The organism is Spirochaetia bacterium 38H-sp (genome assembly GCA_039023545.1).
Taxonomy (GTDB): Bacteria; Spirochaetota; Spirochaetia; order Winmispirales; family Winmispiraceae; genus Rarispira; species Rarispira pelagica.
The window spans coordinates 1-21,648 of sequence record JBCHKQ010000005.1 but is presented as its reverse complement, the minus strand read 5'-3'; the positions used below and the strand labels follow the sequence as shown (position 1 = coordinate 21,648).

33 protein-coding genes are annotated in these 21,648 nt (G+C 41.1%); all 33 read left to right on the top strand.

Annotation, left to right across the window (positions count from 1 at the left end):
* The first annotated feature begins 4 nt into the window (after positions 1-4).
* Complete coding sequence (rpoC, locus tag WKV44_09240) at positions 5-4,231, top strand: DNA-directed RNA polymerase subunit beta' (protein ID MEM5948727.1); 4,227 nt, start codon at positions 5-7, stop codon at positions 4,229-4,231.
* Positions 4,232-4,309: 78 nt separating this feature from the next.
* Positions 4,310-4,684: a 30S ribosomal protein S12 gene (rpsL, locus tag WKV44_09235; protein ID MEM5948726.1), complete on the top strand. Its 375-nt coding sequence runs from the start codon at positions 4,310-4,312 to the stop codon at positions 4,682-4,684.
* 11 nt (positions 4,685-4,695) lie between these two features.
* On the top strand, positions 4,696-5,166 hold the full coding sequence (gene rpsG / locus WKV44_09230) for a 30S ribosomal protein S7 (GenBank protein MEM5948725.1): 471 nt from the start codon (positions 4,696-4,698) through the stop codon (positions 5,164-5,166).
* Between the two features lie 241 nt (positions 5,167-5,407).
* Complete coding sequence (tuf, locus tag WKV44_09225; GenBank protein ID MEM5948724.1) at positions 5,408-6,598, top strand: elongation factor Tu; 1,191 nt, start codon at positions 5,408-5,410, stop codon at positions 6,596-6,598.
* A gap of 60 nt (positions 6,599-6,658) precedes the next feature.
* Positions 6,659-6,967: a 30S ribosomal protein S10 gene (gene rpsJ / locus WKV44_09220; GenBank protein ID MEM5948723.1), complete on the top strand. Its 309-nt coding sequence runs from the start codon at positions 6,659-6,661 to the stop codon at positions 6,965-6,967.
* A gap of 9 nt (positions 6,968-6,976) precedes the next feature.
* A complete protein-coding gene (gene rplC, locus WKV44_09215) occupies positions 6,977-7,603 on the top strand; it encodes a 50S ribosomal protein L3 (GenBank protein MEM5948722.1) in 627 nt (208 codons plus the stop codon).
* 15 nt (positions 7,604-7,618) lie between these two features.
* Complete coding sequence (rplD, locus tag WKV44_09210) at positions 7,619-8,248, top strand: 50S ribosomal protein L4 (GenBank protein ID MEM5948721.1); 630 nt, start codon at positions 7,619-7,621, stop codon at positions 8,246-8,248.
* A gap of 10 nt (positions 8,249-8,258) precedes the next feature.
* On the top strand, positions 8,259-8,546 hold the full coding sequence (locus WKV44_09205) for a 50S ribosomal protein L23 (protein MEM5948720.1): 288 nt from the start codon (positions 8,259-8,261) through the stop codon (positions 8,544-8,546).
* 13 nt (positions 8,547-8,559) lie between these two features.
* Positions 8,560-9,384 (top strand): 50S ribosomal protein L2, encoded by an 825-nt coding sequence (gene rplB / locus WKV44_09200; protein MEM5948719.1) that lies wholly within the window; start codon positions 8,560-8,562, stop codon positions 9,382-9,384.
* A 13-nt stretch (positions 9,385-9,397) separates the two neighbouring features.
* The gene (gene rpsS / locus WKV44_09195; GenBank protein MEM5948718.1) at positions 9,398-9,676 is read left to right on the top strand and encodes a 30S ribosomal protein S19; all 279 of its coding nucleotides are present in this window, start codon (positions 9,398-9,400) and stop codon (positions 9,674-9,676) included.
* 8 nt (positions 9,677-9,684) lie between these two features.
* Positions 9,685-10,044, top strand: coding sequence for a 50S ribosomal protein L22 (gene rplV, locus WKV44_09190; GenBank protein ID MEM5948717.1), 360 nt, complete (start codon positions 9,685-9,687; stop codon positions 10,042-10,044).
* 12 nt (positions 10,045-10,056) lie between these two features.
* Positions 10,057-10,761: a 30S ribosomal protein S3 gene (gene rpsC, locus WKV44_09185; GenBank protein MEM5948716.1), complete on the top strand. Its 705-nt coding sequence runs from the start codon at positions 10,057-10,059 to the stop codon at positions 10,759-10,761.
* A gap of 2 nt (positions 10,762-10,763) precedes the next feature.
* Positions 10,764-11,186, top strand: a complete 423-nt coding sequence (gene rplP, locus WKV44_09180) for a 50S ribosomal protein L16 (GenBank protein MEM5948715.1) — start codon at positions 10,764-10,766, stop codon at positions 11,184-11,186.
* A gap of 3 nt (positions 11,187-11,189) precedes the next feature.
* Positions 11,190-11,387 (top strand): 50S ribosomal protein L29, encoded by a 198-nt coding sequence (gene rpmC / locus WKV44_09175; protein MEM5948714.1) that lies wholly within the window; start codon positions 11,190-11,192, stop codon positions 11,385-11,387.
* 19 nt (positions 11,388-11,406) lie between these two features.
* Positions 11,407-11,679, top strand: coding sequence for a 30S ribosomal protein S17 (gene rpsQ, locus WKV44_09170; GenBank protein MEM5948713.1), 273 nt, complete (start codon positions 11,407-11,409; stop codon positions 11,677-11,679).
* 12 nt (positions 11,680-11,691) lie between these two features.
* Positions 11,692-12,063 (top strand): 50S ribosomal protein L14, encoded by a 372-nt coding sequence (rplN, locus tag WKV44_09165; protein ID MEM5948712.1) that lies wholly within the window; start codon positions 11,692-11,694, stop codon positions 12,061-12,063.
* Between the two features lie 9 nt (positions 12,064-12,072).
* Positions 12,073-12,405, top strand: coding sequence for a 50S ribosomal protein L24 (gene rplX, locus WKV44_09160; protein ID MEM5948711.1), 333 nt, complete (start codon positions 12,073-12,075; stop codon positions 12,403-12,405).
* Positions 12,405-12,965, top strand: a complete 561-nt coding sequence (gene rplE, locus WKV44_09155) for a 50S ribosomal protein L5 (protein MEM5948710.1) — start codon at positions 12,405-12,407, stop codon at positions 12,963-12,965. The genes rplX and rplE overlap by 1 nt, the downstream gene beginning before the upstream one ends.
* 12 nt (positions 12,966-12,977) lie before the next feature.
* Positions 12,978-13,163: a type Z 30S ribosomal protein S14 gene (locus WKV44_09150; GenBank protein MEM5948709.1), complete on the top strand. Its 186-nt coding sequence runs from the start codon at positions 12,978-12,980 to the stop codon at positions 13,161-13,163.
* A 15-nt stretch (positions 13,164-13,178) separates the two neighbouring features.
* The gene (rpsH, locus tag WKV44_09145) at positions 13,179-13,577 is read left to right on the top strand and encodes a 30S ribosomal protein S8 (GenBank protein MEM5948708.1); all 399 of its coding nucleotides are present in this window, start codon (positions 13,179-13,181) and stop codon (positions 13,575-13,577) included.
* 12 nt (positions 13,578-13,589) lie between these two features.
* Positions 13,590-14,129: a 50S ribosomal protein L6 gene (gene rplF / locus WKV44_09140; protein ID MEM5948707.1), complete on the top strand. Its 540-nt coding sequence runs from the start codon at positions 13,590-13,592 to the stop codon at positions 14,127-14,129.
* Between the two features lie 10 nt (positions 14,130-14,139).
* Positions 14,140-14,508: a 50S ribosomal protein L18 gene (rplR, locus tag WKV44_09135; protein MEM5948706.1), complete on the top strand. Its 369-nt coding sequence runs from the start codon at positions 14,140-14,142 to the stop codon at positions 14,506-14,508.
* 8 nt (positions 14,509-14,516) lie between these two features.
* A complete protein-coding gene (rpsE, locus tag WKV44_09130) occupies positions 14,517-15,005 on the top strand; it encodes a 30S ribosomal protein S5 (protein MEM5948705.1) in 489 nt (162 codons plus the stop codon).
* Between the two features lie 2 nt (positions 15,006-15,007).
* Positions 15,008-15,202: a 50S ribosomal protein L30 gene (gene rpmD, locus WKV44_09125; GenBank protein ID MEM5948704.1), complete on the top strand. Its 195-nt coding sequence runs from the start codon at positions 15,008-15,010 to the stop codon at positions 15,200-15,202.
* A gap of 2 nt (positions 15,203-15,204) precedes the next feature.
* Positions 15,205-15,681 (top strand): 50S ribosomal protein L15, encoded by a 477-nt coding sequence (gene rplO, locus WKV44_09120; GenBank protein ID MEM5948703.1) that lies wholly within the window; start codon positions 15,205-15,207, stop codon positions 15,679-15,681.
* Positions 15,674-16,969, top strand: coding sequence for a preprotein translocase subunit SecY (secY, locus tag WKV44_09115; GenBank protein ID MEM5948702.1), 1,296 nt, complete (start codon positions 15,674-15,676; stop codon positions 16,967-16,969). Before rplO ends, secY begins: the two co-directional genes overlap by 8 nt.
* Positions 16,970-16,978: 9 nt before the next feature.
* The gene (rpmJ, locus tag WKV44_09110; protein ID MEM5948701.1) at positions 16,979-17,092 is read left to right on the top strand and encodes a 50S ribosomal protein L36; all 114 of its coding nucleotides are present in this window, start codon (positions 16,979-16,981) and stop codon (positions 17,090-17,092) included.
* An 11-nt stretch (positions 17,093-17,103) separates the two neighbouring features.
* Entirely contained in the window at positions 17,104-17,469 is a 366-nt protein-coding gene (gene rpsM / locus WKV44_09105) for a 30S ribosomal protein S13 (GenBank protein MEM5948700.1), read from the top strand.
* Between the two features lie 18 nt (positions 17,470-17,487).
* Positions 17,488-17,859 carry a 30S ribosomal protein S11 gene (rpsK, locus tag WKV44_09100; GenBank protein MEM5948699.1) on the top strand — a complete coding sequence of 124 codons (372 nt, stop codon included), beginning with the start codon at positions 17,488-17,490 and terminating at the stop codon, positions 17,857-17,859.
* Between the two features lie 10 nt (positions 17,860-17,869).
* Positions 17,870-18,505: a 30S ribosomal protein S4 gene (gene rpsD / locus WKV44_09095; protein MEM5948698.1), complete on the top strand. Its 636-nt coding sequence runs from the start codon at positions 17,870-17,872 to the stop codon at positions 18,503-18,505.
* A 13-nt stretch (positions 18,506-18,518) separates the two neighbouring features.
* Positions 18,519-19,580 carry a DNA-directed RNA polymerase subunit alpha gene (locus WKV44_09090; GenBank protein ID MEM5948697.1) on the top strand — a complete coding sequence of 354 codons (1,062 nt, stop codon included), beginning with the start codon at positions 18,519-18,521 and terminating at the stop codon, positions 19,578-19,580.
* Between the two features lie 3 nt (positions 19,581-19,583).
* The gene (rplQ, locus tag WKV44_09085) at positions 19,584-20,045 is read left to right on the top strand and encodes a 50S ribosomal protein L17 (protein ID MEM5948696.1); all 462 of its coding nucleotides are present in this window, start codon (positions 19,584-19,586) and stop codon (positions 20,043-20,045) included.
* 277 nt (positions 20,046-20,322) lie between these two features.
* Positions 20,323-21,648, top strand: a 1,326-nt coding sequence (locus tag WKV44_09080; GenBank protein ID MEM5948695.1) for a hypothetical protein, incomplete at its 3' end; no start/stop codon positions are given.

The window sequence follows — 21,648 nt, the reverse complement described above, 5'->3', positions numbered from 1 at the left end:
TGATATGAATAAGGAAATGCAGGAATTTAGTTCCATTGCTATAAAACTGGCATCTCCCGAGCTTATAAGAGCAAGAAGCTATGGAGAAGTGAAAAAGCCGGAAACAATAAATTACAGAACATTAAGACCGGAAAGAGACGGTTTGTTTTGCGAGAGGATTTTTGGTACCACTAAAGAATGGGAATGTTTTTGTGGAAAATTTAAATCCATACGGTATAAGGGAGTTGTCTGCGACAGATGTGGAGTTGAGGTTACTCACTTTAAGGTAAGAAGAGAGAGGATGGGGCATATAGAGCTTGCCGCACCTGTATCTCATATATGGTTTTATCGTTCTGTACCTTCCAGGATGGGGTTGTTGCTTGATATGACTGTTTCTGCTCTACGCTCTGTTTTATATTATGAGCAGTATATTGTTATAGATCCGGGCGATACTGATCTTAAGAAAATGGAATTGTTAACAGAAGAAGAATATCTTGAGGCAAAAGAACGGTACGGAATGTCTTTTACAGCCGGAATGGGTGCAGAGGCAATAAGAACTCTCCTTAAGAATCTTGACCTTGATGCCCTTGCTGCAGAACTGAGAGCGCAGATGCTAGAAAAAGGTATTAAGGCAGACAAAAGGCTGCTTAAGAGGTTGGAGCTTGTAGAACAGTTTAGAGACTCCAATAATAAGCCGGAGTGGATGATAATGGATGTTATTCCTGTTATACCTCCCGAGCTTAGGCCTATGGTTCAGCTTGACGGCGGACGTTTTGCAACCTCAGATCTCAATGACCTCTATAGACGTGTCATAAACAGAAATAACAGATTAAAGAGACTTATGTCACTCAATGCTCCTGATATAATCATAAGAAACGAGAAGAGGATGCTCCAGGAGGCTGTTGATGCTCTTTTTGATAATTCCAAGAAGCGGAGAGCTGTCAAGGGTGCATCCAACAGGCCTTTAAAATCTCTTTCGGATATTTTGAGAGGAAAACAGGGTAGATTTAGGCAGAATTTGCTTGGTAAGCGTGTGGATTATTCTGGACGCTCTGTTATTGTTGTAGGTCCTACCTTAAAAATGCATCAGTGTGGTTTGCCTGTGAAAATGGCTCTTGAGCTTTTTAAGCCTTTTATAATGAGAAAACTTGTAGAAAAAGAAGTAGTATACAATATAAAGAGGGCAAAAACACTCGTGGAACAGGAAGCCGAAGAGGTTTGGGCTGTTCTTGATGAGGTGATTCAGGAACATCCAGTTCTTCTTAACCGTGCGCCCACTCTCCATAGGTTGGGTATTCAGGCTTTTGAGCCAGTTCTTGTCGAGGGAAAAGCTATAAAACTCCATCCTCTTGTATGTCATGCGTATAATGCTGACTTTGATGGCGATCAGATGGCTGTACATGTGCCCCTGACCCAAGCTGCTCAGACAGAATGCTGGACTCTTATGCTTTCTGCCAGGAACTTATTAAACCCTGCCAATGGTAAGCCTATTGTATTCCCCTCTCAGGATATGGTTCTTGGTATTTATTATCTTACACAGATAAAGAAAGGAGCTAGGGGAGAAGGCAAGATATTTCCTACAGAAGATGAAGCTGTCTTTGCTGCAGAATCAGGTTCTGTGGATTTTCATGCGATTGTAAAAGTCAAGATAAACAGGACTCCTCATAATGGGCAGTATGTGGAAACAACACCAGGCAGGGTTATTTTTAACCAGGTACTGCCAGAAGCTGTAGAATATGTTAACGAAGTTTTGACAGATAAGGCTCTTAGGCGACTTATTGGTAAAATATATGATAAACATGGAAGAGCTATAACAGTAAAATTCCTTGATTCTATCAAAGACATCGGATATAGCTATGCCACAAAATCAGGCTCTACCTTTTCTCTCTCCGATGTTGTTGTCCCGTCTGTAAAGAAGGAAATGATAGAAGAAGCTAATCAGAAGGTAGCTGCAATTCAGGAGCAGTACAGAGCTGGTCATATTACTAACGAGGAAAGATACAACAGGGTTATTGAAGTCTGGAGTAAGACTAACGAGGAACTAACCAACGAAATGATGGACGTTCTCAAGAAAGATCAGAATGGTTTTAATCCTGTGTATATGATGGCTCATTCTGGAGCCAGAGGTAGTAGAAGTCAGATAAGACAGCTTGCTGCCATGCGTGGTCTTATGGCAAAGCCTTCTGGTGATATTATAGAGCTTCCTATTAGGTCTAACTTTAAAGAAGGCCTTTCAGTTATAGAATATTTTATATCTACAAATGGTGCACGTAAGGGGCTTGCAGACACAGCGCTAAAAACAGCTGATGCCGGTTATCTTACAAGAAGACTTGTTGATATAGCACAGGATGTTGTTGTTAATGAAGAAGATTGCGGTACTATAAACGGATTGGAGATGAAGGCCTTAAAAGATGGTGAGGAAATAGTAGAGAGTCTTGCTGATAGAATAAGAGGTCGTTTTACCATAGAGAGGATTAAGCACCCCATCACTGGTGAGGTTATTGTTGATGTCAATGAAGAGATTACGGATGAAAAGGCCGAAGAGATAGAAGAGCTTGGAATAGAGTCTGTAAGAGTAAGAACTGTTCTCACTTGTGAAGCAAAGCATGGTGTGTGTCAGAGATGCTACGGAAGAAATCTCGCTACAAATAAAACAGTTGATATAGGAGAGGCAGTAGGAATAATTGCTGCACAGTCTATTGGCCAGCCTGGAACACAGCTGACAATGAGAACTTTCCATATCGGTGGAACTGCTACGAGAGCTGTTGAAGAAAACCAGATATCATTAAAATATCCTGTTCTCATAGAAAGCTTTGAAGGCAATATTGTTGAGCTTGATACAGGAATTAAGCTTTTTACAAGAAAGGGTAAAGCCCTTGTAAGAAGAATAATAGAAAGCCATGATATTGATAGCAGTGTTGAAGTCCTTGTTAAAGATGAACAGAAGGTTGTAAAGGGACAGGCTATTATAAGAAAAAATAACCAAGATATTTTCTGTACCCATAATGCTATTGTAAAGATACTAGATAACAAGCTTATTCTTGTCTCTCAAATACAAACCGTGGAGATTAAGAACGGATCAGAACTTTTTGTTTCAGAAGGAGCTATTCTTGCACCAGGAGAAATTATAGCTTCTTTTGATCCCTTTAGTGAACCTATCATTGCAGAACAAACCGGAAGAGTGAAATTCTATGATGTTATTTTGGGTACGACATTAAGAGAAGAAATAAATGAAGATACAGGTAAAATCGAAAAGAGAATAACAGAGCATAATCTTGAAAAACTTCAGCCAAGAATAGTGATAGAAGATGATGATGGTAATGAGCTAGGACTGTATTATTTACCAGGCGGAGCATATGTAAATGTGGAAGACGGAGAAAAAGTCAAATCCGGTAGGACATTGGCACGACTTTTGCGCGAGGGTGTTAAAACTATGGATATAACCGGTGGTCTGCCTCGGGTTGGTGAACTTTTTGAAGCAAGAAAACCTAAAAACCCCGCTGTTTTAGCTCAGGTTTCTGGTACTGTGCATTTTCAGGGAGTAGTCAAGGGTAAAAGGGTCGTTTTGGTAGAAGACGATTATGGTAACGAATATAAACATCTTGTTCCTATGGGTAGGCACTTGCTTGTAAGAGAGGGGGATAGGATTGAGGCAGGAGAGAAATTGTGTGAAGGAGCTATCAGCCCCCATGATGTTCTCAGAGTATTGGGAGAAAATGCATTACAGGCTTTTCTTGTAAATGAAGTTCAGGAAGTTTATAGGTTGCAAGGTGTAGAAATCAATGATAAGCACATTGGTGTGATCATCAGGCAGATGATGAGAAAAGTGGAAATAGTAGAGGTAGGTGATACCAAATTTATATACGGACAGCAAGTAGACAGATCTGCCTTTTTTGAAGAAAATGAGAGAGTGAAAAAACAGGGAGGACAACCTGCTGTGGGTAGACCCATGTTGCTTGGTATAACCAAAGCTTCATTGAATATCGAATCTTTTATTGCAGCTGCTTCGTTCCAGGAAACAACTAGAGTCCTTACAAATGCTGCTATTTCAGGTGCTACAGATGAACTTAGAGGGCTTAAAGAAAATGTGATAATAGGACACCTTATACCTGCTGGTACGGGAATGCAGAAATATAAGTCGATTAAACTTTTTGATGAGGAAACGGATGACCTTGATAAGAAGGTTAGGGAGCTTCTTGAGCTAAGAGAAAAAGAATTTGCTACCCAGGAAGCTGTAAATGAGGAAGCATAGTATTGACATTTTATATAAGAGCTGGTAAATTCTTGCCACGCTCAAATATATGGAGCATAAGTTAAGGAGTGGATGTAGATGCCAACGATTAATCAGTTAGTAAGATTTGGAAGAAAGCAGGTGAACAAAAAGAGTAAGTCTCCTGCACTTGATTCTTGCCCTCAAAAGAGAGGGGTGTGTACTCGTGTTATGACTGTTACTCCCAAGAAGCCTAATTCGGCCTTGAGAAAAGTTGCTCGTGTTAGATTGTCTAATGGCGTTGAGGTTACAGCTTATATACCCGGTATAGGTCATAATTTGCAAGAACACTCTGTTGTGCTTGTGAGGGGCGGAAGAGTTAAGGATTTACCAGGTGTTAGGTATCATATAGTTAGAGGAGCTAAGGATACACTTGGTGTAAATGACAGAAAGCGTAGTCGCTCCAAATATGGAACAAAAAGGCCTAAGGCATAAGGAGTTGTTGTATGTCTAGAAGAAGGGTTGCTTCTGTAAGAAAGGTTTTGCCTGATCCTAGGTATGGTAGACGTGATGTTGCAAAGTTTGTTAATAGAATGATGCTTGATGGTAAGAAATCTGTTGCGTTGAGTTGTGTTTATGGTGCTATAGATTTGCTTGCAAAGAAGACTGGTAAAGATGGTCTTGAGGTTTTTTTAAAAGCTGTTGACAATGTAAAGCCTGTTGTAGAGGTTAGATCTAGGCGAGTTGGTGGTGCTACTTATCAGGTTCCGGTAGAAGTTAGAGAGTCTCGACGGGAGGCTCTTGCGATGAAGTGGATAATTGATGCGGCTAGAGCTAGATCTGGGCGTCCTATGGAACAAAAGCTTGCTGATGAGCTTCTGGATGCCTTTAATTCTACGGGCACGGCTTTTAAGAAAAAGGAAGATACGCATAGAATGGCAGAAGCTAATAAGGCTTTTGCTCATTATCGCTGGTAGTTATAGTTATTGTTTGTTTGGTCTTTTATTGGAGAAGCCAAACCGATTGCCTTCCTTCGCTGCCGTTGGCTTTGAGAGAAGGTGTTGTTATGGGTGATGAGGTGGCTTTCTCTTTTGTCTGCTTTTTATCTGCTTGACAAAGAGATTGCCTCTCGTTACAATACTGACTTCGCAGTATGCGCTCATCTGCAGTGCAGGTGTGTTTATATTTTTTTTAGGTTAGACTTTCAGGAGGACCGTAATGGCAAAAGAGAAGTTTGAAAGGACGAAGCCGCATATAAATGTGGGTACAATAGGTCATGTTGACCATGGTAAGACTACTCTTACTGCGGCAATTTCTCAGTATTGTGCCAAGAATTTTGGTACAAAGGGTTTTAGTTATGATGATATTGATAATGCGCCCGAGGAGAAAGCTCGTGGTATAACCATCAATAGCCGTCATATTGAGTATCAGACAGATAGTCGTCACTATGCGCACGTTGATTGTCCTGGGCATGCTGACTATGTTAAGAATATGATTACTGGTGCTGCGCAGATGGATGGCGCTGTTCTTGTTGTTGCTGCGGATGATGGTGTTATGGCACAGACAAGAGAGCATGTTCTTCTTGCAAGGCAGGTTGGTGTTCCTTCTATAGTTGTTTTCCTTAACAAGGTTGATCTTGTTGATGATGATGAGCTTATAGAGCTTGTTGAGATGGATGTTAGGGAGTTGCTTAATAGTTATGAATTCCCTGGGGATGATACGCCTATTATTAAGGGTTCTGCTTTTAAGGCTATGAGTAATCCTGATGACCCAGGGGCTAATGCATGTATAAAAGAGCTTCTTGATGCTATGGATAGCTATTTTCCGCTTCCTGAGCGTGCTATTGATAAGCCCTTTCTTATGCCTATTGAGGATATTTTTTCCATACAGGGTAGAGGTACTGTTGTTACAGGTAGGATTGAACAGGGTGTTGTTAAGGTTGGAGAAGAAGTAGAGATTGTTGGTTTTGGTGAGACTAAGAAGACTGTTGTTACCGGTGTTGAGATGTTTAATAAGATTCTTGATGAGGGTCAGGCTGGTGATAATGTGGGTTGTCTCCTTAGGGGTATAGAGAAGTCTGAGGTTGAGAGAGGGCAGGTTCTTGCTAAGCCTGGTTCTATAACACCTCATAAAAAGTTTAAAGGAACTATTTATTGTCTTACAAAAGAAGAAGGGGGTCGTCATACTCCTTTCTTTAGTGGATATAGGCCTCAGTTTTACTTTAGAACTACTGACGTTACCGGTACTGTTACTTTGCCTGAGGATAAGCAGATGGTTATGCCCGGTGATAATACAGAGGTTTTTGTTGAGCTTATCACTCCTGTAGCTATGGATAAAGGGCTTAGGTTTGCTATCCGCGAAGGTGGACGCACAGTTGCAAGTGGTCAGGTTATAGAAATTATTGAGTAATACTTTTTTTGATTTGAGCCTTGCTGGTTTTTCAGCGAGGCTCAAGTTTTTGGAGGAAAGATGTCGGGCGAAAAGATTCGCGTTAGGCTGAAAGGTTTTGATACTGCATTAATAGATCAAAGTGCAAAGGCTATTGTTCAGGCTGCTCAAAAAGCAGGGGCCAAGGTTTCTGGACCTGTTCCTTTGCCGACAAAGATACGTAAATATACTGTTTTAAGGTCTCCTCATGTAAATAAGGAGTCCAGGGAGCAGTTTGAGATGCGTATTCATAAACGATTGATAGATATTCTCGACCCTACTCCTGCGGTGATGGATGCGCTTATGAAGCTGGAGCTTCCTGCAGGGGTTGATGTGGAAATCAAGCAGTAGGTGGAAAGTATGGTGGGTTTGATTGGAAAGAAGCTTGGAATGACTCAGGTCTTTGGTGAAGGCGGTGAAGTTACTCCTGTTACTGTTATAAAAATAGAAGATAATGTTGTTCTTGATAAAAGAACCGCTGATAAAAATGGTTATGAGGCTATAGTTCTTGCGGTTTCTCCAATGAAGGAGCATAGAGCTAATAAGCCGTATGCTGGCCAGTTTAAAAAGAAAGGTCTGCCTGTTTTAAAGGTTGTAAAAGAGTTTAGGTGCGAGGGGGTTGATTGGGAGGTTGGTTCTGAGATAGGAGTTGATTTTTTTGATGACATCAGGTATGTGGATGTTAGAGGTGTTTCTAAAGGAAAGGGTTATCAAGGTGTTATGAAAAGGCATGGGTTTGCGGGTGGCCCTGCTGCTCATGGTTCTAAATTCCATAGAGCTAATGGTTCTACAGGACAGGCTTCTTATCCTTCTAAGGTTCTTAAAGGCACGAAGATGCCTGGCAGGATGGGTGCCGATAATGTTTGTGTTCAAAATTTGAAAATTGTTTCTGTTGATAAAGATAATAAATGTATCCTAGTTAGAGGAGCTGTTCCTGGGCCGCGTAAGGGATATGTTGTTGTGACGCAGGCCAAAAAAAAGCGATAGTTGAGGGATTTTGCTATGGAAACACAGGTGTATTCGCTTAAGGGCGAGGGTATAAAGACGATAGAACTTAGTGATGTGGTTTTTGCTGCAGAGATAAGCGACGGACTTATATATCATGCAATAAGGAACGAACTTGCTAACAGGCGAGTTGGTACTGCTTCTGCAAAAACACGAGCAGAAGTTGCGGGAAGTGGAAAAAAACCGTGGAGACAGAAAGGGACTGGTAGAGCTAGAGCTGGTCATAAGCGTTCTCCTGTTTGGGTTGGTGGTGGGATTGTTTTTGGTCCTAAGCCAAGAGATTATAGCTATTCTTTGCCTAAAAAGATGAAGAGAGGTGCTTATAGGTCTCTCCTTAGTCTTAAGTTAAAGGAAGAGGCTCTTAAAGTTGTGGAGAATTTTTCAGTTGCTTCCGGTAAGACTAAGGAGATGAGTGAGTCTCTTTCTGTTTTTAAAGGTGATTTGTCTAGAGTGGTTCTGATTGTTTCTTCTGATGATGTTTCTACAAAGAGAGCAGGGCGCAATTTACCTTGGTTGTCAGTGTTTACTTATGATAAGCTTTCCGCTCATGACCTTTTTTATGCTGATGCTGTGTTAGTTCAGGAAGATGCTGCAGTTAAGCTTAATGATTTTTTAGGAAAAAAATAGGGAGAAGTGGATGGAAGCTACTAAGGTGATTATAGAGCCGGTTCTTACAGAAAAAGCCAATGTCTTGCGTGAGACTCAGAATAAGTATGTGTTTAGGGTTGATGCACGTGTTAATAAGCTTCAGGTTATTGCAGCTGTTAAGGAGCTTTTTTCTGTGGAGCCTGTGGATTGTAATATTGTCAATGTTAAGGGTAAGCCCAGAAGAGTTAGATATAGGATGGGTAAAACTTCTTCTTGGAAGAAAGCTATTATTACTCTTCCTGAGGGGCAGAAAATTGATATTTTTGAGACGGCTTAGGTAGGAGGAAGTTGTGGCAGTCAAGCAATATAAACCAATAACGCCTGGGCAGAGGTTTAAAACCGGGTTGGTGTATGCGGATTTAGATGATGTCTCCCCTGAAAAAAGTTTGGTTGAAGGGCTTCCCTTTAAGGCTGGTAGAGGTGCTGGTGGAAGGGTTAGTGTAAGGAGAAGGGGTGGTAGACATAAGAGGTTATATAGGATTATCGACTTTAAGCGTGATAAAAGGGATATTCCAGCAACAGTAAAGACTGTAGAATATGATCCCAATAGGAGTGCTAATATTTGTCTGCTTGCCTATGCGGATGGAGAAAAGAGGTATATTCTTGCTCCGCGCGGAATAAAGCGTGGTGATGTAGTTATTAGCGGGACAGCGGCACCTATTGCAATAGGTAATGCTCTTCCGTTAGAAAATATTCCTCTTGGTACAGTGGTCCATAATGTTGAGCTTTCTCCTGGTAAGGGTGGCCAGATTGCAAGAGCGGCAGGTGTGGGTGCTACCATTGTTGCAAAAGAGGGTGATTATGTGACATTGAGGCTCTCTTCAGGTGAGATGAGAATGGTTTTTAAGAAGTGTTATGCTACAATAGGTGTGGTAGGTAATGAAGATCATATGAATGTAACGCTGGGTAAGGCTGGAAGGTCCAGATGGCTGGGTAAGAGACCTAAGGTTCGTGGAACAGTTATGAACCCTGTGGACCATCCGCATGGTGGTGGTGAAGGAAAAACAAAAGGTGGTCGTCATCCTGTTTCACCTACTGGTATTCCTACTAAGGGATATAAAACAAGGAAGAAGAAGAAAACTTCCGATAGATTTATAGTTAAGAGAAGAAAATAGATAGGAGATAGTTGTGGCTAGATCTGTTAAAAAGGGACCATATGTAGAAAAGAGCCTGTACAAAAAGGTTCTTGCAATGAATAAGGCAGGGGAAAAGAAAATGATAAAAACTTTTTCTCGTGCTTCTACGATTATTCCTGAGATGGTGGGGCTTACTATCTCTGTTTATAATGGTAAAACTTGGGTTCCTGTATATATAACGGAACAGCTTGTAGGACATAAATTGGGTGAGTTCTCTCCTACACGATTGTTCCGCGGGCATGCAGGATCAGATAAAAAGGCTAGGAAATAGGTGGGCTTATGAAACAGATATCCGGCTATAGAGCAGTCGCAAGGTACTTGCGGATTTCTCCTAAAAAGATGAGACCTGTTGCTGACCTTGTGAGAGGGAAGTCGTACGCGGATAGTCTTGCTATTCTTGAAAATCTTCCCAACAAAGGTGCCAGGATGCTAAAAAAGGTTATTTCTTCTGCAGGTGCTAATGCTCTTTATAAGAATAAAAATTTGGATGAGGATATGCTCTATGTCAAAGAGCTCAGGGTCGATGAAGGTCCTAGGTTGAAACGTGTTTGGCCTAGGAGTAGGGGTAGGGCTGATCTCCTTCTTAAAAGAATGAGTCATGTTCTTGTCGTTTTGGATGAGAAAGAGAATTTTAGGTAATGGGGGCATAAAGTGGGACAGAAAGTTCATCCGTACGGTTTGCGATTGGGTATAAACAAAACATGGAAATCCAAGTGGTTTGTTGATAAAAAGGATTATGCTTCGGTTCTGCATGAAGATTTGCTTCTTAGGAAAAAAATAAAATCTTTGCCTGAGTATAAGTCAGCCAATGTTTCGGATATAGAAATAATCCGACACCCCCAGAGAGTGGTGATAATACTTCATACTCCTAGACCGGGTGTAATTATAGGTACTAAGGGTGCAACTATAGAACGTATTGGTGCAGAGCTGCAAAAACTGGTTTCAAAGAAGATACAGCTTAAGATTAAAGAGATAAAAAGACCAGAAGCTGATGCTCAAGTTGTAGCTCAGAATCTTGCGGGGCAGTTGGAGAACAGGGCGTCTTTTAGGCGTGCAATGAAGTTTGCAGTTTCCAATGCTGTAAAAGCCGGTGTCCAGGGGATAAAGATAAAAGTTTCTGGCCGCCTTGGTGGTGCTGAGATCGCACGTTCTGAGGTGCAAATGTCCGGGAGAGTTCCGCTTCATACTTTGAGAGCGGATATAGATTATGGTTTTGCCGAAGCTCTGACAACTTTCGGTGTAATAGGTGTAAAAGTGTGGATTTTTAACGGTGAGTCATACGGGAAAACCCAGAAGAAAGATGCTGGTACTGTGCTAAAGGCAAAAAAAACTGCCAGAGATAAAAAGAGGAGCTAGATATGCTTAGTCCTAAGAGAATAAAACATAGAAAGCAGCATAGGCGAGTGAGTGTTTTTAAGAGAAATGCTACCAGGGGAAATACTGTTGCTTTTGGCGAGTATGGACTTATGGCAATGGAGTCCGAGTGGATAACAAACAGACAGATAGAAGCTGCCCGTATAGCTATGACAAGAAAAATTAAGCGTGGTGGTAAGGTTTGGATAAGAATCTTCCCCGATACTCCATACACAAAAAAGCCTGCAGAAACCAGAATGGGTAAGGGTAAGGGAAGTCCAGAGGCATGGGTAGCTGTTGTCCAGCCTGGTAGGATAATGTTTGAACTCGCTGGTGTGGATGGTGAGCTTGCAAAAGAGGCGTTGCGCTTGGCAGGAAATAAGCTTCCCATAAAAACAAAGATTGTAGAAAGAATACATGCGGAGTAAACTATGAAAGATAGTTTCAAAGAGCTTACTTATAAGGAACTTCTTTCCAAGAGAGAAGAGTTGGAGAAAAAATACAGGGATGTCCGTTTTCAGAAGGTGGTGGGACACCTTGATGATCCACTTGAGTTGCGTACCCTGCGTCGCAAGATTGCGCGACTGAATTTTCTTATTCATAACCATAAAGATGCGCAAGGCGCATGATCCGATGAAGGAGTAAGAAGTGGAAGAGAAAAAGCCAATTAAGACTGAGGGTAAGCGCATTTTTACAGGCCAGGTTGTTTCTGATAAGATGGATAAGACTATTGTTGTGGCCGTTAAAACACGTGCTTTGCACCCTCTGTATAAAAAGTATGTTAACAAAACAAAGAAATTAAAGGCTCATGACGAATTTTCTGAAGCCCATGTGGGAGATGTTGTTAGGGTTGTTGAGTCGCGCCCCATCAGTAAGGAAAAAAGATGGAGGCTTTTAGAGATCGTTGAGAGAGCAAAGTAATAGGGGTGTGCTATGATACAGATGCAAACATATCTTAATGTTGCAGATAACAGTGGTGCAAAGCGAGTGCAGTGTATAAAGGTCCTCGGTGGCAGCAAGAGAAAAACTGCTACTCTTGGTGATATTATTGTTGTTGCCGTAAAAGAGGCCTTGCCTGATGCTCCTGTCAAGAAAGGTTCTGTGCAGAAGGCTGTTATTGTCAGAACAAAGAAAGAAGTAAGGCGTGCTGATGGAACATATATAAGATTTGATGATAATGCATGCGTTATAATAGATGCTCATAATAATCCGAGAGGTCGCCGTGTTTTCGGACCAGTTGCCCGAGAGCTCAGAGAGAGCGGAGATTTTATGAAGATCCTTTCTCTTGCACCGGAAGTTTTATAGGAGGCAAAAATGGCCAGGAAAGAGGCAGTGAAGGTTAAATATAAGATTAAGAAGAATGACCAGGTTGTTGTTATCGCTGGTAAGGATAAGGGGAAGACCGGTAGAGTTATCAGGGTTGATTCTGAGAAGGGGAGAGTTTTTGTAGAAGGCGTTAACATGGTCAGAAAAGCTGTTAGACGCAAGAGTCAGAATGAGCCTGGCGGTTTCATTGATATAGAAGCCCCTGTTCATATTTCTAATGTTATGTTTCTTGATAAGGATGGCAAACCTACCCGCCTTGGGTATAAGTTTGTTGATGGAAAGAAAGTGAGATATTCCAAGAGAACTGGAGAAGTAGTGTGATGGCAGAAGTAAAAGTTCCTGCTCTTAAAGCATTGTATGATGAAAAGATCAAGAAGGAGCTAAAAGAAGAGTTGGGGTACAAGAATATAATGCAGGTGCCTCGGCTGGAGAAGATTACTCTCAGTATGGGAGTTGGTGAGGCTATTCAGAATAAAAAGCTTCTTGATCATGCAGTTGAAGAACTTACTTTGATTTCCGGACAGAAGGCAGTTAAAACAAAGGCAAAGAAGTCAATAGCTGCTTTTAAGGTCAGAAAAGGAATGGATGTTGGAGCGTTTGTTACTCTCAGGGGTTTGAAGATGTATGAGTTTTTGTATAGGCTCATAAATATTGCCATACCTCGTGTTAAGGACTTTAGGGGACTTAATCCCAATTCCTTTGATGGCCATGGAAACTATTCCATGGGAATTACAGAGCAGATAATCTTTCCGGAAATCGACTTTGATAATATCGAGAGAGTAGCCGGTCTTAATATTACAATTGTGACCACGGCTAAGACTGATAAGGAGGCTTATAGCCTTCTTGAAAAATTTGGTATGCCTTTTAGAAAGGTAAATTAAAGAGGGGAAGATATGGCTCGTAAATCCATGATTATCAAGGCGCAGAGAACGCCCAAATACAAGGCTAGAAAGAAGAACAGATGTAAGGTGTGTGGTCGTCCTCGGGGATATATGAGAGACTTTGAAATGTGTAGAGTGTGTTTTAGAAAGCTTGCCAGTGAGGGCTTAATCCCTGGTGTTACAAAATCCAGTTGGTAAGAGAGGGGAGAAGATATGAGTGTGTCAGATCCTATTGCTGATATGCTGACAAAGATTCGCAATGCATGCATTGCTAGGCATGAAAAGGTAGATGTTGTACCCTCCAGACTTAAGTTAGAGATTATAAAAATTCTCAAAAATGAAGGGTATGTAAAAAACTTTAAGAAGGTTATGGTTCAGGATAAACCGTATATCCGTATCTTTCTTAAATACAATGATTCTCAGCAGCCTATTATCCATGAAGTGGATAGGATATCCAAACCTGGTAGAAGAGTTTATGCAGGTTATAAGGATATGCCAAGGATTAAAAACGGTTATGGTACTTTGATAGTATCTACTTCTGCTGGGGTTATCACTGACAAGAAGGCTAGGGAAAGAAAAGTCGGTGGCGAGTTGATTTGTTCTATTTGGTAGGAGAGGTGTAAGATGTCCAGATTGGGAAAATTGCCGATTCCAATACCTCAGGGTGTTGATGTTAAGATTAACGGCTCCACTATTGATGTAAAAGGCCCCAAGGGGCAGTTGACACTTGAGATACGGCCTGAGGTAAGTGTATCAGTTGATAACAATGAATGTTATGTTAATAGAGCCAATGATTCTAAGAAAGCGCGGGCTTTCCATGGTCTTTTTAGACAGCTAATCAATAATATGGTTATTGGTGTTACTGAGGGGTTTACAAAAACTCTGCTTATAAATGGTGTAGGTTACAGGGCTGAGGTTAACGGCAATATCTTGATTCTTAGTCTTGGTTTTTCTATGCCTATCGAATATTATATACCGGATGGCATAACAGTGACAGTTGAAGAAAATACCAAGATAAAAGTTTCTGGTATTGATAAGGCTCTTGTTGGTAAGGTCGCATCGGAAATAAGATCTCTTAGACCTGTTGAGCCCTATAAGGGTAAGGGTGTTCGTTATGAGAACGAACAGGTGCGCAGGAAAGTCGGAAAATCTGGTGTTAAATAGGTGGTAAATCATGAAGGTAGAAAAAAAGACTTTTGAAAAGCAGCGCAAAAGAATTAAGCGAAAGCTTAGAATAAGAAAGAAGATACGAGGCACGGCTGATAGACCGCGACTATGTGTTGTGAGAACAAATAGGCATCTTTATGCTCAGATAATAGATGATGATAAGTCACATACGATAGTTGCTGCTTCTACTCTTGAGAAGGATTTGTCTTCTCTTAAGAATGTTGTCTCTGATGCTGAGAAGTTTGGAGAGATAATTGCAAGCCGTGCAAAGGAAAAGGGAATAAATTCTGTGGTTTTTGATAGAAATGGATACCTTTATCATGGTATTGTTAGGGCAATTGCTGAGGGTGCCAGAAAAGGCGGCCTGGAGTTCTAGGAGGCATGATGGAACAGCACAAAGAATATATAGAAACATTGGTTAGTCTTAACAGAGTAGCTAAAGTGGTCAAGGGTGGTAGAAGGTTTTCTTTTACTGCTTTGAGCGTAGTAGGTGATGGCAATGGTTCTGTGGGATACGGATATGGTAAAGCCAATGATGTAACTGATGCCATACGGAAAAGTATGCAAAAAGCAAAAAAGAACATGGTAAAGGTTCCCATGCAGCATGGTACATTGCCTCATGAAATAGTAGGTAAATATAAGAGCAGTAGTGTTCTTATCAAACCTGCTGCGCCTGGTACAGGAGTTATTGCCGGTGGTGCTGTGAGAGCTGTGTTGGAAGCTGCAGGATTTACTGATGTTCTTACTAAGGCTATGGGGTCGAGGAAGAGTGTTAATGTTGTAAAGGCTGTTATAAACGGGCTTTCCAATGTTTTAAATCCTGTGGAAGTAGCAAAAAATAAGGGAAAATCCCTTTCTGAGCTTTGGAGTTAATTATGGCAAGCAAAAAGGCAAAGAAGGTGAAAATTAGGCTTGTAAAGAGCCTTATCGGTAGGAATGAAAGGCAAAGAAGAACTATCAAGGCTCTCGGACTTAAAAGGCTTAATTCCGAGGTAGAGAAGGAGCTTACTCCTGCAATAGAAGGAATGCTCAAAAAAATGGCTTATTTTGTTGAGGTTGAGGAGTTATAGTAATGAGTAAGGACCTTAGAGTACCCAAAGGGGCAACAAAGAATGCTAAGAGAGTCGGACGTGGTCCGGGCTCCGGTAACGGAAAAACTTCTGGAAAGGGCCATAAGGGCCAGAATGCTCGATCCGGAGGTGGAGTAAGGCTTGGCTTTGAAGGTGGACAAATGCCTCTCTACAGACGCTTGCCCAGGAGAGGTTTTAACAATGGCGCTTTTAGAAAAGAATATGCTGTTGTGAACCTGGAAGCCATCAATGAAAAGTTTGCTGATAATGATGTTGTAAATCTTGAAACTCTAAAGAAAAAAAGACTTATAAAAAACAGTGTTGCCAGTGTTAAAATACTTGGAAACGGAAATGTGTCCAAGAAACTAACTGTAGAGGTTCCTTCTATTTCTGCTAGCGCTAAGCTCCAGATTGAGAGTGCTGGCGGAAAGGTTGTGCTTCTTGATACCAGAGGTAAGCAGGTGACTAACAATGGCTGATAACGCTTTTTCCAGGATTTTCAGAATACCAGAACTTAGGAAGAGGGTCTTTTTTACTCTCGGGGCTCTTATTGTGTTTAGAATAGGGGCTTCTTTGCCCATACCAGGGATAGATCCTTCTGCTCTTAGGGCTTATTTTGCTACAAACTCTGGTGGCGGTGGTGTTCTGGATTATATCGATTTTTTTGCCGGTGGTGCGTTTAAGCGTTTTTCTATTTTTATGCTTGGTGTTATGCCATATATTACCATGAGTATCATTATGCAGCTTCTGACTCTTATGTTTCCTTCTCTCAAAGCTGTTGCAGAAGCTGAGGGGGGTAGAAGAAAAATACAACGTTATACACGTTATGGTACTGTTGTTGTGGCTTTGATACAGTCCTTTGTAGTAACAAACTATGCAGATAGTTTTAAGGATGTTATTACTCTTCCATCTACTCAGTTTATTGTTCTTGGAATTTTGACAGTCACAACCGGGACAATTTTCCTTATGTGGCTTGGCGAGCAGATAAACCAGAAAGGTATAGGTAACGGAATCTCTTTGCTTATTTTTGCAGGTATTGTTGCAAGATTGCCTCAGGCTTTTATTCAGCTTTTCCAACAGATACAGTTAAAAGAGCTTAATCCTGTTACTGCGCTTTTTGTTCTTGTAATGTTTGTTGCTGTTATAGTTATGGTTATTTATGAGCAGCAGGGGCAGAGGAAGATACCTATTCAATATGCAAAAAGGGTAGTCGGAAGAAAAATATATGGTGGGCAGAATTCATATATTCCCATGAAGCTTAATCCTTCCGGAGTTATCCCTGTAATATTTGCTTCAAGTGTTCTTCTTTTCCCAATTCAGATTCTTAGTGCCCTTGGTGTTAATGTTTCCTGGCTCCAACCCGGTCGTTTCTGGTATTTGTTCTTATATACTTTATTGATAGTGTTTTTTGCTTATTTCTATACACAGATAACTCTCAATCCGATGGAGTTGTCCAAGAATATACGCGATAATGGTGGTTCGGTTCCTGGGGTTAGGGCAGAGAAGCTGGAAGAATATTTTACAAATATTCTTAACAGAATTGTTTTACCCGGTTCACTTTTTCTGGCTTTTATTGCTATAATTCCAAGCCTGTTGCAGAAGTTTTTCAACTTCCCATCAGCTTTGGCCTATATAATGGGCGGTACTTCTTTGTTGATTCTTGTGGGAGTTGATCTTGATACAATGTCGCAGATTGAGGGTTACCTTAAGATGCACCATCATGATGGTTTGGTTCGCAAAGGAAGAATCAGATCCAGAAATCTGTAGGAGATTGATATGAAAGTAAGGGTAAGTGTAAAGAAGATTTGCGATAAGTGCAAAATTATAAAAAGAAGAGGGGTTGTAAGAATTATATGTGAGAACCCCAAGCATAAACAAAGGCAGAAATAGAGGGAGGACAGATGGCTCGTATAGCAGGTGTGGATCTTCCTAATAAACAGATCCAGATAGCTCTTACCTATATTTTTGGTATAGGTCATTCTTCTGCAAAGAAGATTTGTGAAATGGCAGAGATACCTTATGACACTAAGGTTGCGGATCTTAGTTCTGATCAGGTAAACAAGCTTAGGCATATTATCGAAAATGAGTTTACTGTAGAAGGACGTCTTAGAACTCAGGTGTCATTGAATATAAAGCGTCTTATGGATATAGGATGCTATAGAGGTCTCAGACACAGAAAAGGTCTTCCGGTAAGGGGACAAAGGACTAAGACTAATGCTCGTACCAGAAAAGGTAAGAGAAAAACTGTCGCAAACAAAAAGAAATAACGCAGATGGGGGTCTGCTTTGGCTAAGAGAAAAGAGAAAAAAACCGTATACGAAGGAAATGTCTATATTCAGGCTACCTTCAACAATACTATTATTACTGTTACCGATTTGCAGGGTAATGCTGTATCGTGGGCAAGTGCTGGTGGGCTTGGCTTTAGAGGTGCTAAGAAGTCAACTCCTTATGCAGCTCAGGTTACGTGTGAGACTGCTGTAAAGAAGGCAATGGATCATGGATTACAGGAAGCTCACGTATATGTTAAAGGTCCTGGTGTAGGTCGTGAGGCTGCGATCAGAGCTATTGGCGCTATTGGTGTCAGGGTTAAGTCTCTGCATGATGTAACGCCTATACCTCATAACGGATGCAGACCAAGAAAGGCAAGAAGGGTCTAAGGAGATAGCAATGGGAAGATACATAGGACCACAGTGCAGACTTTGTAGAGCAGAAGGCAGAAAGCTTTTCTTAAAAGGCGAGAAATGTCAGTCGGCAAAGTGTCCCATAGCTTTAAAGCGTCCTTTGCCAGGAAAGGGACTCAATGCTAGGACAAAAAAGCCGTCCAACTATGCTATTCAGCTTAGAGAGAAGCAGAAGCTAAAAAGAATATACGGAATGAGTGAAACGCAATTTAGACGTTTCTTTTCTATGGCAGAAAAGATGGCAGGAAAAACAGGTGATAATCTTGTTACTTTGCTTGAATGCCGATTGGATACTGTAGTTTATAGGATGCATTTTGCTTCTTCTAGGAAACAGGCCAGACAGATAATTGATCATGGCCATGTTCTTGTTAATGGTAAAAAGGTAAATATCCCTTCTTATCTTGTTAAAGAGGGTGATAAGATAGAGATAAAGGAAAAGAGTAAAAAAGCTCTGCTCTTTAAAGAGAATCTGAAAGAATATACACGCTCCGGTGTAATGCCTTGGTTGGAGGTTGATCCTGATAACCTTTCTGGATTGGTTAAACTGATTCCGCAGAGGAGCGATGTTGTTGATCTTGCTGATATTAAAGAGCAGCTGATTGTTGAGCTATACTCAAAGTAATAAAGGAGTATAAATGGCACGTAAAAATCTCCTCAAGGGATTTGTCAGGCCTGAGAGTATTACTGTTGAGCATCAGGAGTCTACTCCTAATTATGCCAAGTTTGTTGCGTATCCTTTTGAGAAAGGATACGGAACAACTATTGGTAACTCACTGAGACGCATACTACTTTCTTCTATCCAGGGATATGCTGTCTCTGCTGTGAGGATAACGTGGTATGATAAGGATGAGGTTGCTCATGTGCTTTCCAGTGAGTTTGAGCAGATTCCCGGTGTTGTAGAAGATACCGTAGAGTTTCTTGCTAATCTCAAGCTCCTTAGGGTCAAGCTTCCTGATGATGAAGAAGAAAAAACAGTTTTTCTAGAGTTTAAGGGTCCTGGTGAAATCACTGGAGCTAATTTTGAGACTGATTCTGTTGAGGTTCTCAACAAGGACCTTGTTATTATGACTCTAATGGATGATGCTCATTTTGATATTGAAATGCAGGTTAATCTCGCACGAGGTTATGTTTCTGCTGATCAGCATAAAAGTTATATCGATGTTGCGGGTACCATTCCTCTTGATTCTCTTTACTCTCCGGTAAAGAGAGTGAAGTTTGAGGTCGAGAATACCAGGGTTGGTCATCGTTCTGATTATGATAAGCTGATTATGGAGATATGGACTGATGGTTCCATATCGCCTGTTGATGCGCTTGGTGAGGCTGCTAAGCTTGCCAAGGAGCATTACACTGTTTTTATCAATTTTGATGAGGATGAGATAGAACAGATTGACAAGGTTGATGAAGAAGAAGAGCAGCTTAACAGGCTCTTGTCGACTCCTATAGAAGAACTTGAGCTGTCTGTTCGTTCCAGCAATTGTCTTAAGAATGCAAACATCAGAACTATTGGTGAGCTTGTTGCAAAGACAGAGGATGAACTTTCCAAGACAAGGAATTTTGGTAAAAAGTCTCTTATGGAGATAAAAGAAAAGCTTGCGGAGTGGAATCTTACTCTTGAGATGAAGGATAGAGCGGCATATAAGGCTGCTCTTGAAAAGATAAAGATTCCCAGCATAAATAAGGAAGAGAAAGAGGATTAAAAGATGAAGCACAAGGTAAGTTTTAACAGGTTGGGACGTCGTTCTGCTCACAGAAAGGCTATGATAAGGAACATGCTTACCTCTTTCTTCAGGTATGAGCGTATTACGACTACCGAGGCAAAGGCAAAAGAGGTAAGACGTTTTGCAGAGAAGATGATAACCAGGGCCAAGGTTGATTCTGTTCATAACAGAAGGATTATTGCCAAGCATATAAAGGATAAGGCAGTGTTAGCTAAGCTGTTTACGGATATTGGTCCGCGTTTTTCATCCAGGCCCGGCGGTTATTCCCGTATTCTTAAGCTTGGTCAGAGATATGGTGATGCTGCTGAGATGGTTATTCTGGAGCTTGTAGATAGAAAAGAGAAGGAAGAGAAGTCGGATAAGAAAAAAGCAAAGGCAAAGCCTGCTGCAAAGGAAGAGGCAAAAAAAGAAGAGGTTTCTTCCGCCGCCAAGACAGAAGAATAATTTTGTCTGTTTCTTATCAAAAGCTGCCCAAAGGGGCGGCTTTTTTTTATGTCATGCCGAACGCGCCATGACGCTGTGCGTCATGGCGCTGCCTCAGGCTGCTGTCTGCTTTGCTTTATATTTGCCGCAGGCAGGTTTGTCTATGCCCGTGCTGTTTTTGTTTGCTTAATATGGCAGAGACAAACCGTTCGGCCTTTTTTATTTTTTGCTTTATTGATATATTTTTATAGTTGATAAGTTTTTTTGCGTTTTTGCCGATGAGGTAATTAAGAATGTTATGAGTGTTTCTCAGAAGGTTTTTCTTAGTTTGCTAATTTCTATTCTCATTGCTTCTTCTGTTGCTGTTCTTGGATTCTTTGAGGGCTTTGACTTGGTTGAGCTTAAGTTTGTTCAGCCGGCTATTGAGAAGAAAGCCGCTCTTTCTGCCTTGAGACTGGATGATTTTTTGCAGGATAGGCTTTTTGCTGGTAGGGATTATCTAGATGGTGTTTTTTCTGAGCCTGCTTTTAGGCGTGTTTTCCGGACTGTTCAAAGCGAGGAGGATATAAAGAAGCGATTGGACCTGGTTTTGGAGCTTTCTTCTGCTTTTCCTGAGCTGGGTTTTGTGAGAATTGTTTCTCTGGATGGCCGGCGTGTGCATTTTAGCACTAATGCTTCTGATATTAGAGAGCAGTCTTCAGATAGGGTCCTTTTTAAGAACTTTGATGAGATTGCGGATGCTGCTTTGTATTCTTTTATTTTTTCTTCTGAGGATAAAAAGCCTGGGTTTTTTCTTCTCCCAGAGCTTTCTTCTATTGTCCTGTACTCATTTGTAGAGGATGATTTTGGTGTTTTGCAGGGAGCAGCATTCTGTTATATGAGGCTTTCTTCTTTGTCAGTTTTGCTTGCAAGAGCTAGTGTTATTTCTCCGGGTGAGAGCCTTGTTATGCTTGATTCTGGTAATATTCTTATCGATTCTGTTTCTCTTCTTCCAGAGGAGAGGGAGAGCTTCCTTGAGGCTGTCGAATCTGCGGGAGATAAAATAAGGCTTAAGAGGTCATCAGGGGAAGTTCTTGAGGGAATAAAGGTTGAGGGAAAGATTGCTTCTTATTTTTTGCTTTTCCCTGATTCGGTTTTACATCTTTCTCCTCTACTTAAGGTTTTGATTGTTCTTACTGTTTTCTGGTTTTGCTTTATTTTGCTCCTGTTTTTACTCAATCTTAGGCGAGATCCTGTTACGGTTGCTGTTCTTAGGTTAAGGCGTTTTGAACGTGAGATTATAAGCGATCTTGTTGAGAACAGAGAAAATCTCAATCTTGTAAGAAAAAAGAAAGAGTTGGAGTTGCGTAAGGAGGAGATAAAGAAACGTGTCTTGCATGGTCTTAGATTTAAAAAGGATGTTGCCGAGGATATCGAGAAACTTCTTGACAGGAGCTGGACAGAGGTTCTCAATATTCTTTCTGCTATTGCAGGCGATTATTCTTATGATTCTTCCTTAAAAAAGACTTTGGAAGATTTTATGTCTAGGCTTCTTGCTGAGGGTGGGCTTAGTATAAAGGCTTCTTCTATGGTAACTGCTTTGCCGCCGGAGTCTGCAAAAAAGGTCCGTCACACAGAAGAAGCA

Coding starts and splice junctions, on each gene's coding strand:
- rpoC (MEM5948727.1), top strand. CDS start 5: ATGAATAAGGAAATGCAGGAATTTAGTTCCATTGCTATAAAACTGGCA.
- rpsL (MEM5948726.1), top strand. CDS start 4,310: ATGCCAACGATTAATCAGTTAGTAAGATTTGGAAGAAAGCAGGTGAAC.
- rpsG (MEM5948725.1), top strand. CDS start 4,696: ATGTCTAGAAGAAGGGTTGCTTCTGTAAGAAAGGTTTTGCCTGATCCT.
- tuf (MEM5948724.1), top strand. CDS start 5,408: ATGGCAAAAGAGAAGTTTGAAAGGACGAAGCCGCATATAAATGTGGGT.
- rpsJ (MEM5948723.1), top strand. CDS start 6,659: ATGTCGGGCGAAAAGATTCGCGTTAGGCTGAAAGGTTTTGATACTGCA.
- rplC (MEM5948722.1), top strand. CDS start 6,977: ATGGTGGGTTTGATTGGAAAGAAGCTTGGAATGACTCAGGTCTTTGGT.
- rplD (MEM5948721.1), top strand. CDS start 7,619: ATGGAAACACAGGTGTATTCGCTTAAGGGCGAGGGTATAAAGACGATA.
- WKV44_09205 (MEM5948720.1), top strand. CDS start 8,259: ATGGAAGCTACTAAGGTGATTATAGAGCCGGTTCTTACAGAAAAAGCC.
- rplV (MEM5948717.1), top strand. CDS start 9,685: ATGAAACAGATATCCGGCTATAGAGCAGTCGCAAGGTACTTGCGGATT.
- rplP (MEM5948715.1), top strand. CDS start 10,764: ATGCTTAGTCCTAAGAGAATAAAACATAGAAAGCAGCATAGGCGAGTG.
- rpmC (MEM5948714.1), top strand. CDS start 11,190: ATGAAAGATAGTTTCAAAGAGCTTACTTATAAGGAACTTCTTTCCAAG.
- rplN (MEM5948712.1), top strand. CDS start 11,692: ATGATACAGATGCAAACATATCTTAATGTTGCAGATAACAGTGGTGCA.
- rplX (MEM5948711.1), top strand. CDS start 12,073: ATGGCCAGGAAAGAGGCAGTGAAGGTTAAATATAAGATTAAGAAGAAT.
- rplE (MEM5948710.1), top strand. CDS start 12,405: ATGGCAGAAGTAAAAGTTCCTGCTCTTAAAGCATTGTATGATGAAAAG.
- WKV44_09150 (MEM5948709.1), top strand. CDS start 12,978: ATGGCTCGTAAATCCATGATTATCAAGGCGCAGAGAACGCCCAAATAC.
- rpsH (MEM5948708.1), top strand. CDS start 13,179: ATGAGTGTGTCAGATCCTATTGCTGATATGCTGACAAAGATTCGCAAT.
- rplF (MEM5948707.1), top strand. CDS start 13,590: ATGTCCAGATTGGGAAAATTGCCGATTCCAATACCTCAGGGTGTTGAT.
- rplR (MEM5948706.1), top strand. CDS start 14,140: ATGAAGGTAGAAAAAAAGACTTTTGAAAAGCAGCGCAAAAGAATTAAG.
- rpsE (MEM5948705.1), top strand. CDS start 14,517: ATGGAACAGCACAAAGAATATATAGAAACATTGGTTAGTCTTAACAGA.
- rpmD (MEM5948704.1), top strand. CDS start 15,008: ATGGCAAGCAAAAAGGCAAAGAAGGTGAAAATTAGGCTTGTAAAGAGC.
- rplO (MEM5948703.1), top strand. CDS start 15,205: ATGAGTAAGGACCTTAGAGTACCCAAAGGGGCAACAAAGAATGCTAAG.
- secY (MEM5948702.1), top strand. CDS start 15,674: ATGGCTGATAACGCTTTTTCCAGGATTTTCAGAATACCAGAACTTAGG.
- rpmJ (MEM5948701.1), top strand. CDS start 16,979: ATGAAAGTAAGGGTAAGTGTAAAGAAGATTTGCGATAAGTGCAAAATT.
- rpsM (MEM5948700.1), top strand. CDS start 17,104: ATGGCTCGTATAGCAGGTGTGGATCTTCCTAATAAACAGATCCAGATA.
- rpsD (MEM5948698.1), top strand. CDS start 17,870: ATGGGAAGATACATAGGACCACAGTGCAGACTTTGTAGAGCAGAAGGC.
- WKV44_09090 (MEM5948697.1), top strand. CDS start 18,519: ATGGCACGTAAAAATCTCCTCAAGGGATTTGTCAGGCCTGAGAGTATT.
- rplQ (MEM5948696.1), top strand. CDS start 19,584: ATGAAGCACAAGGTAAGTTTTAACAGGTTGGGACGTCGTTCTGCTCAC.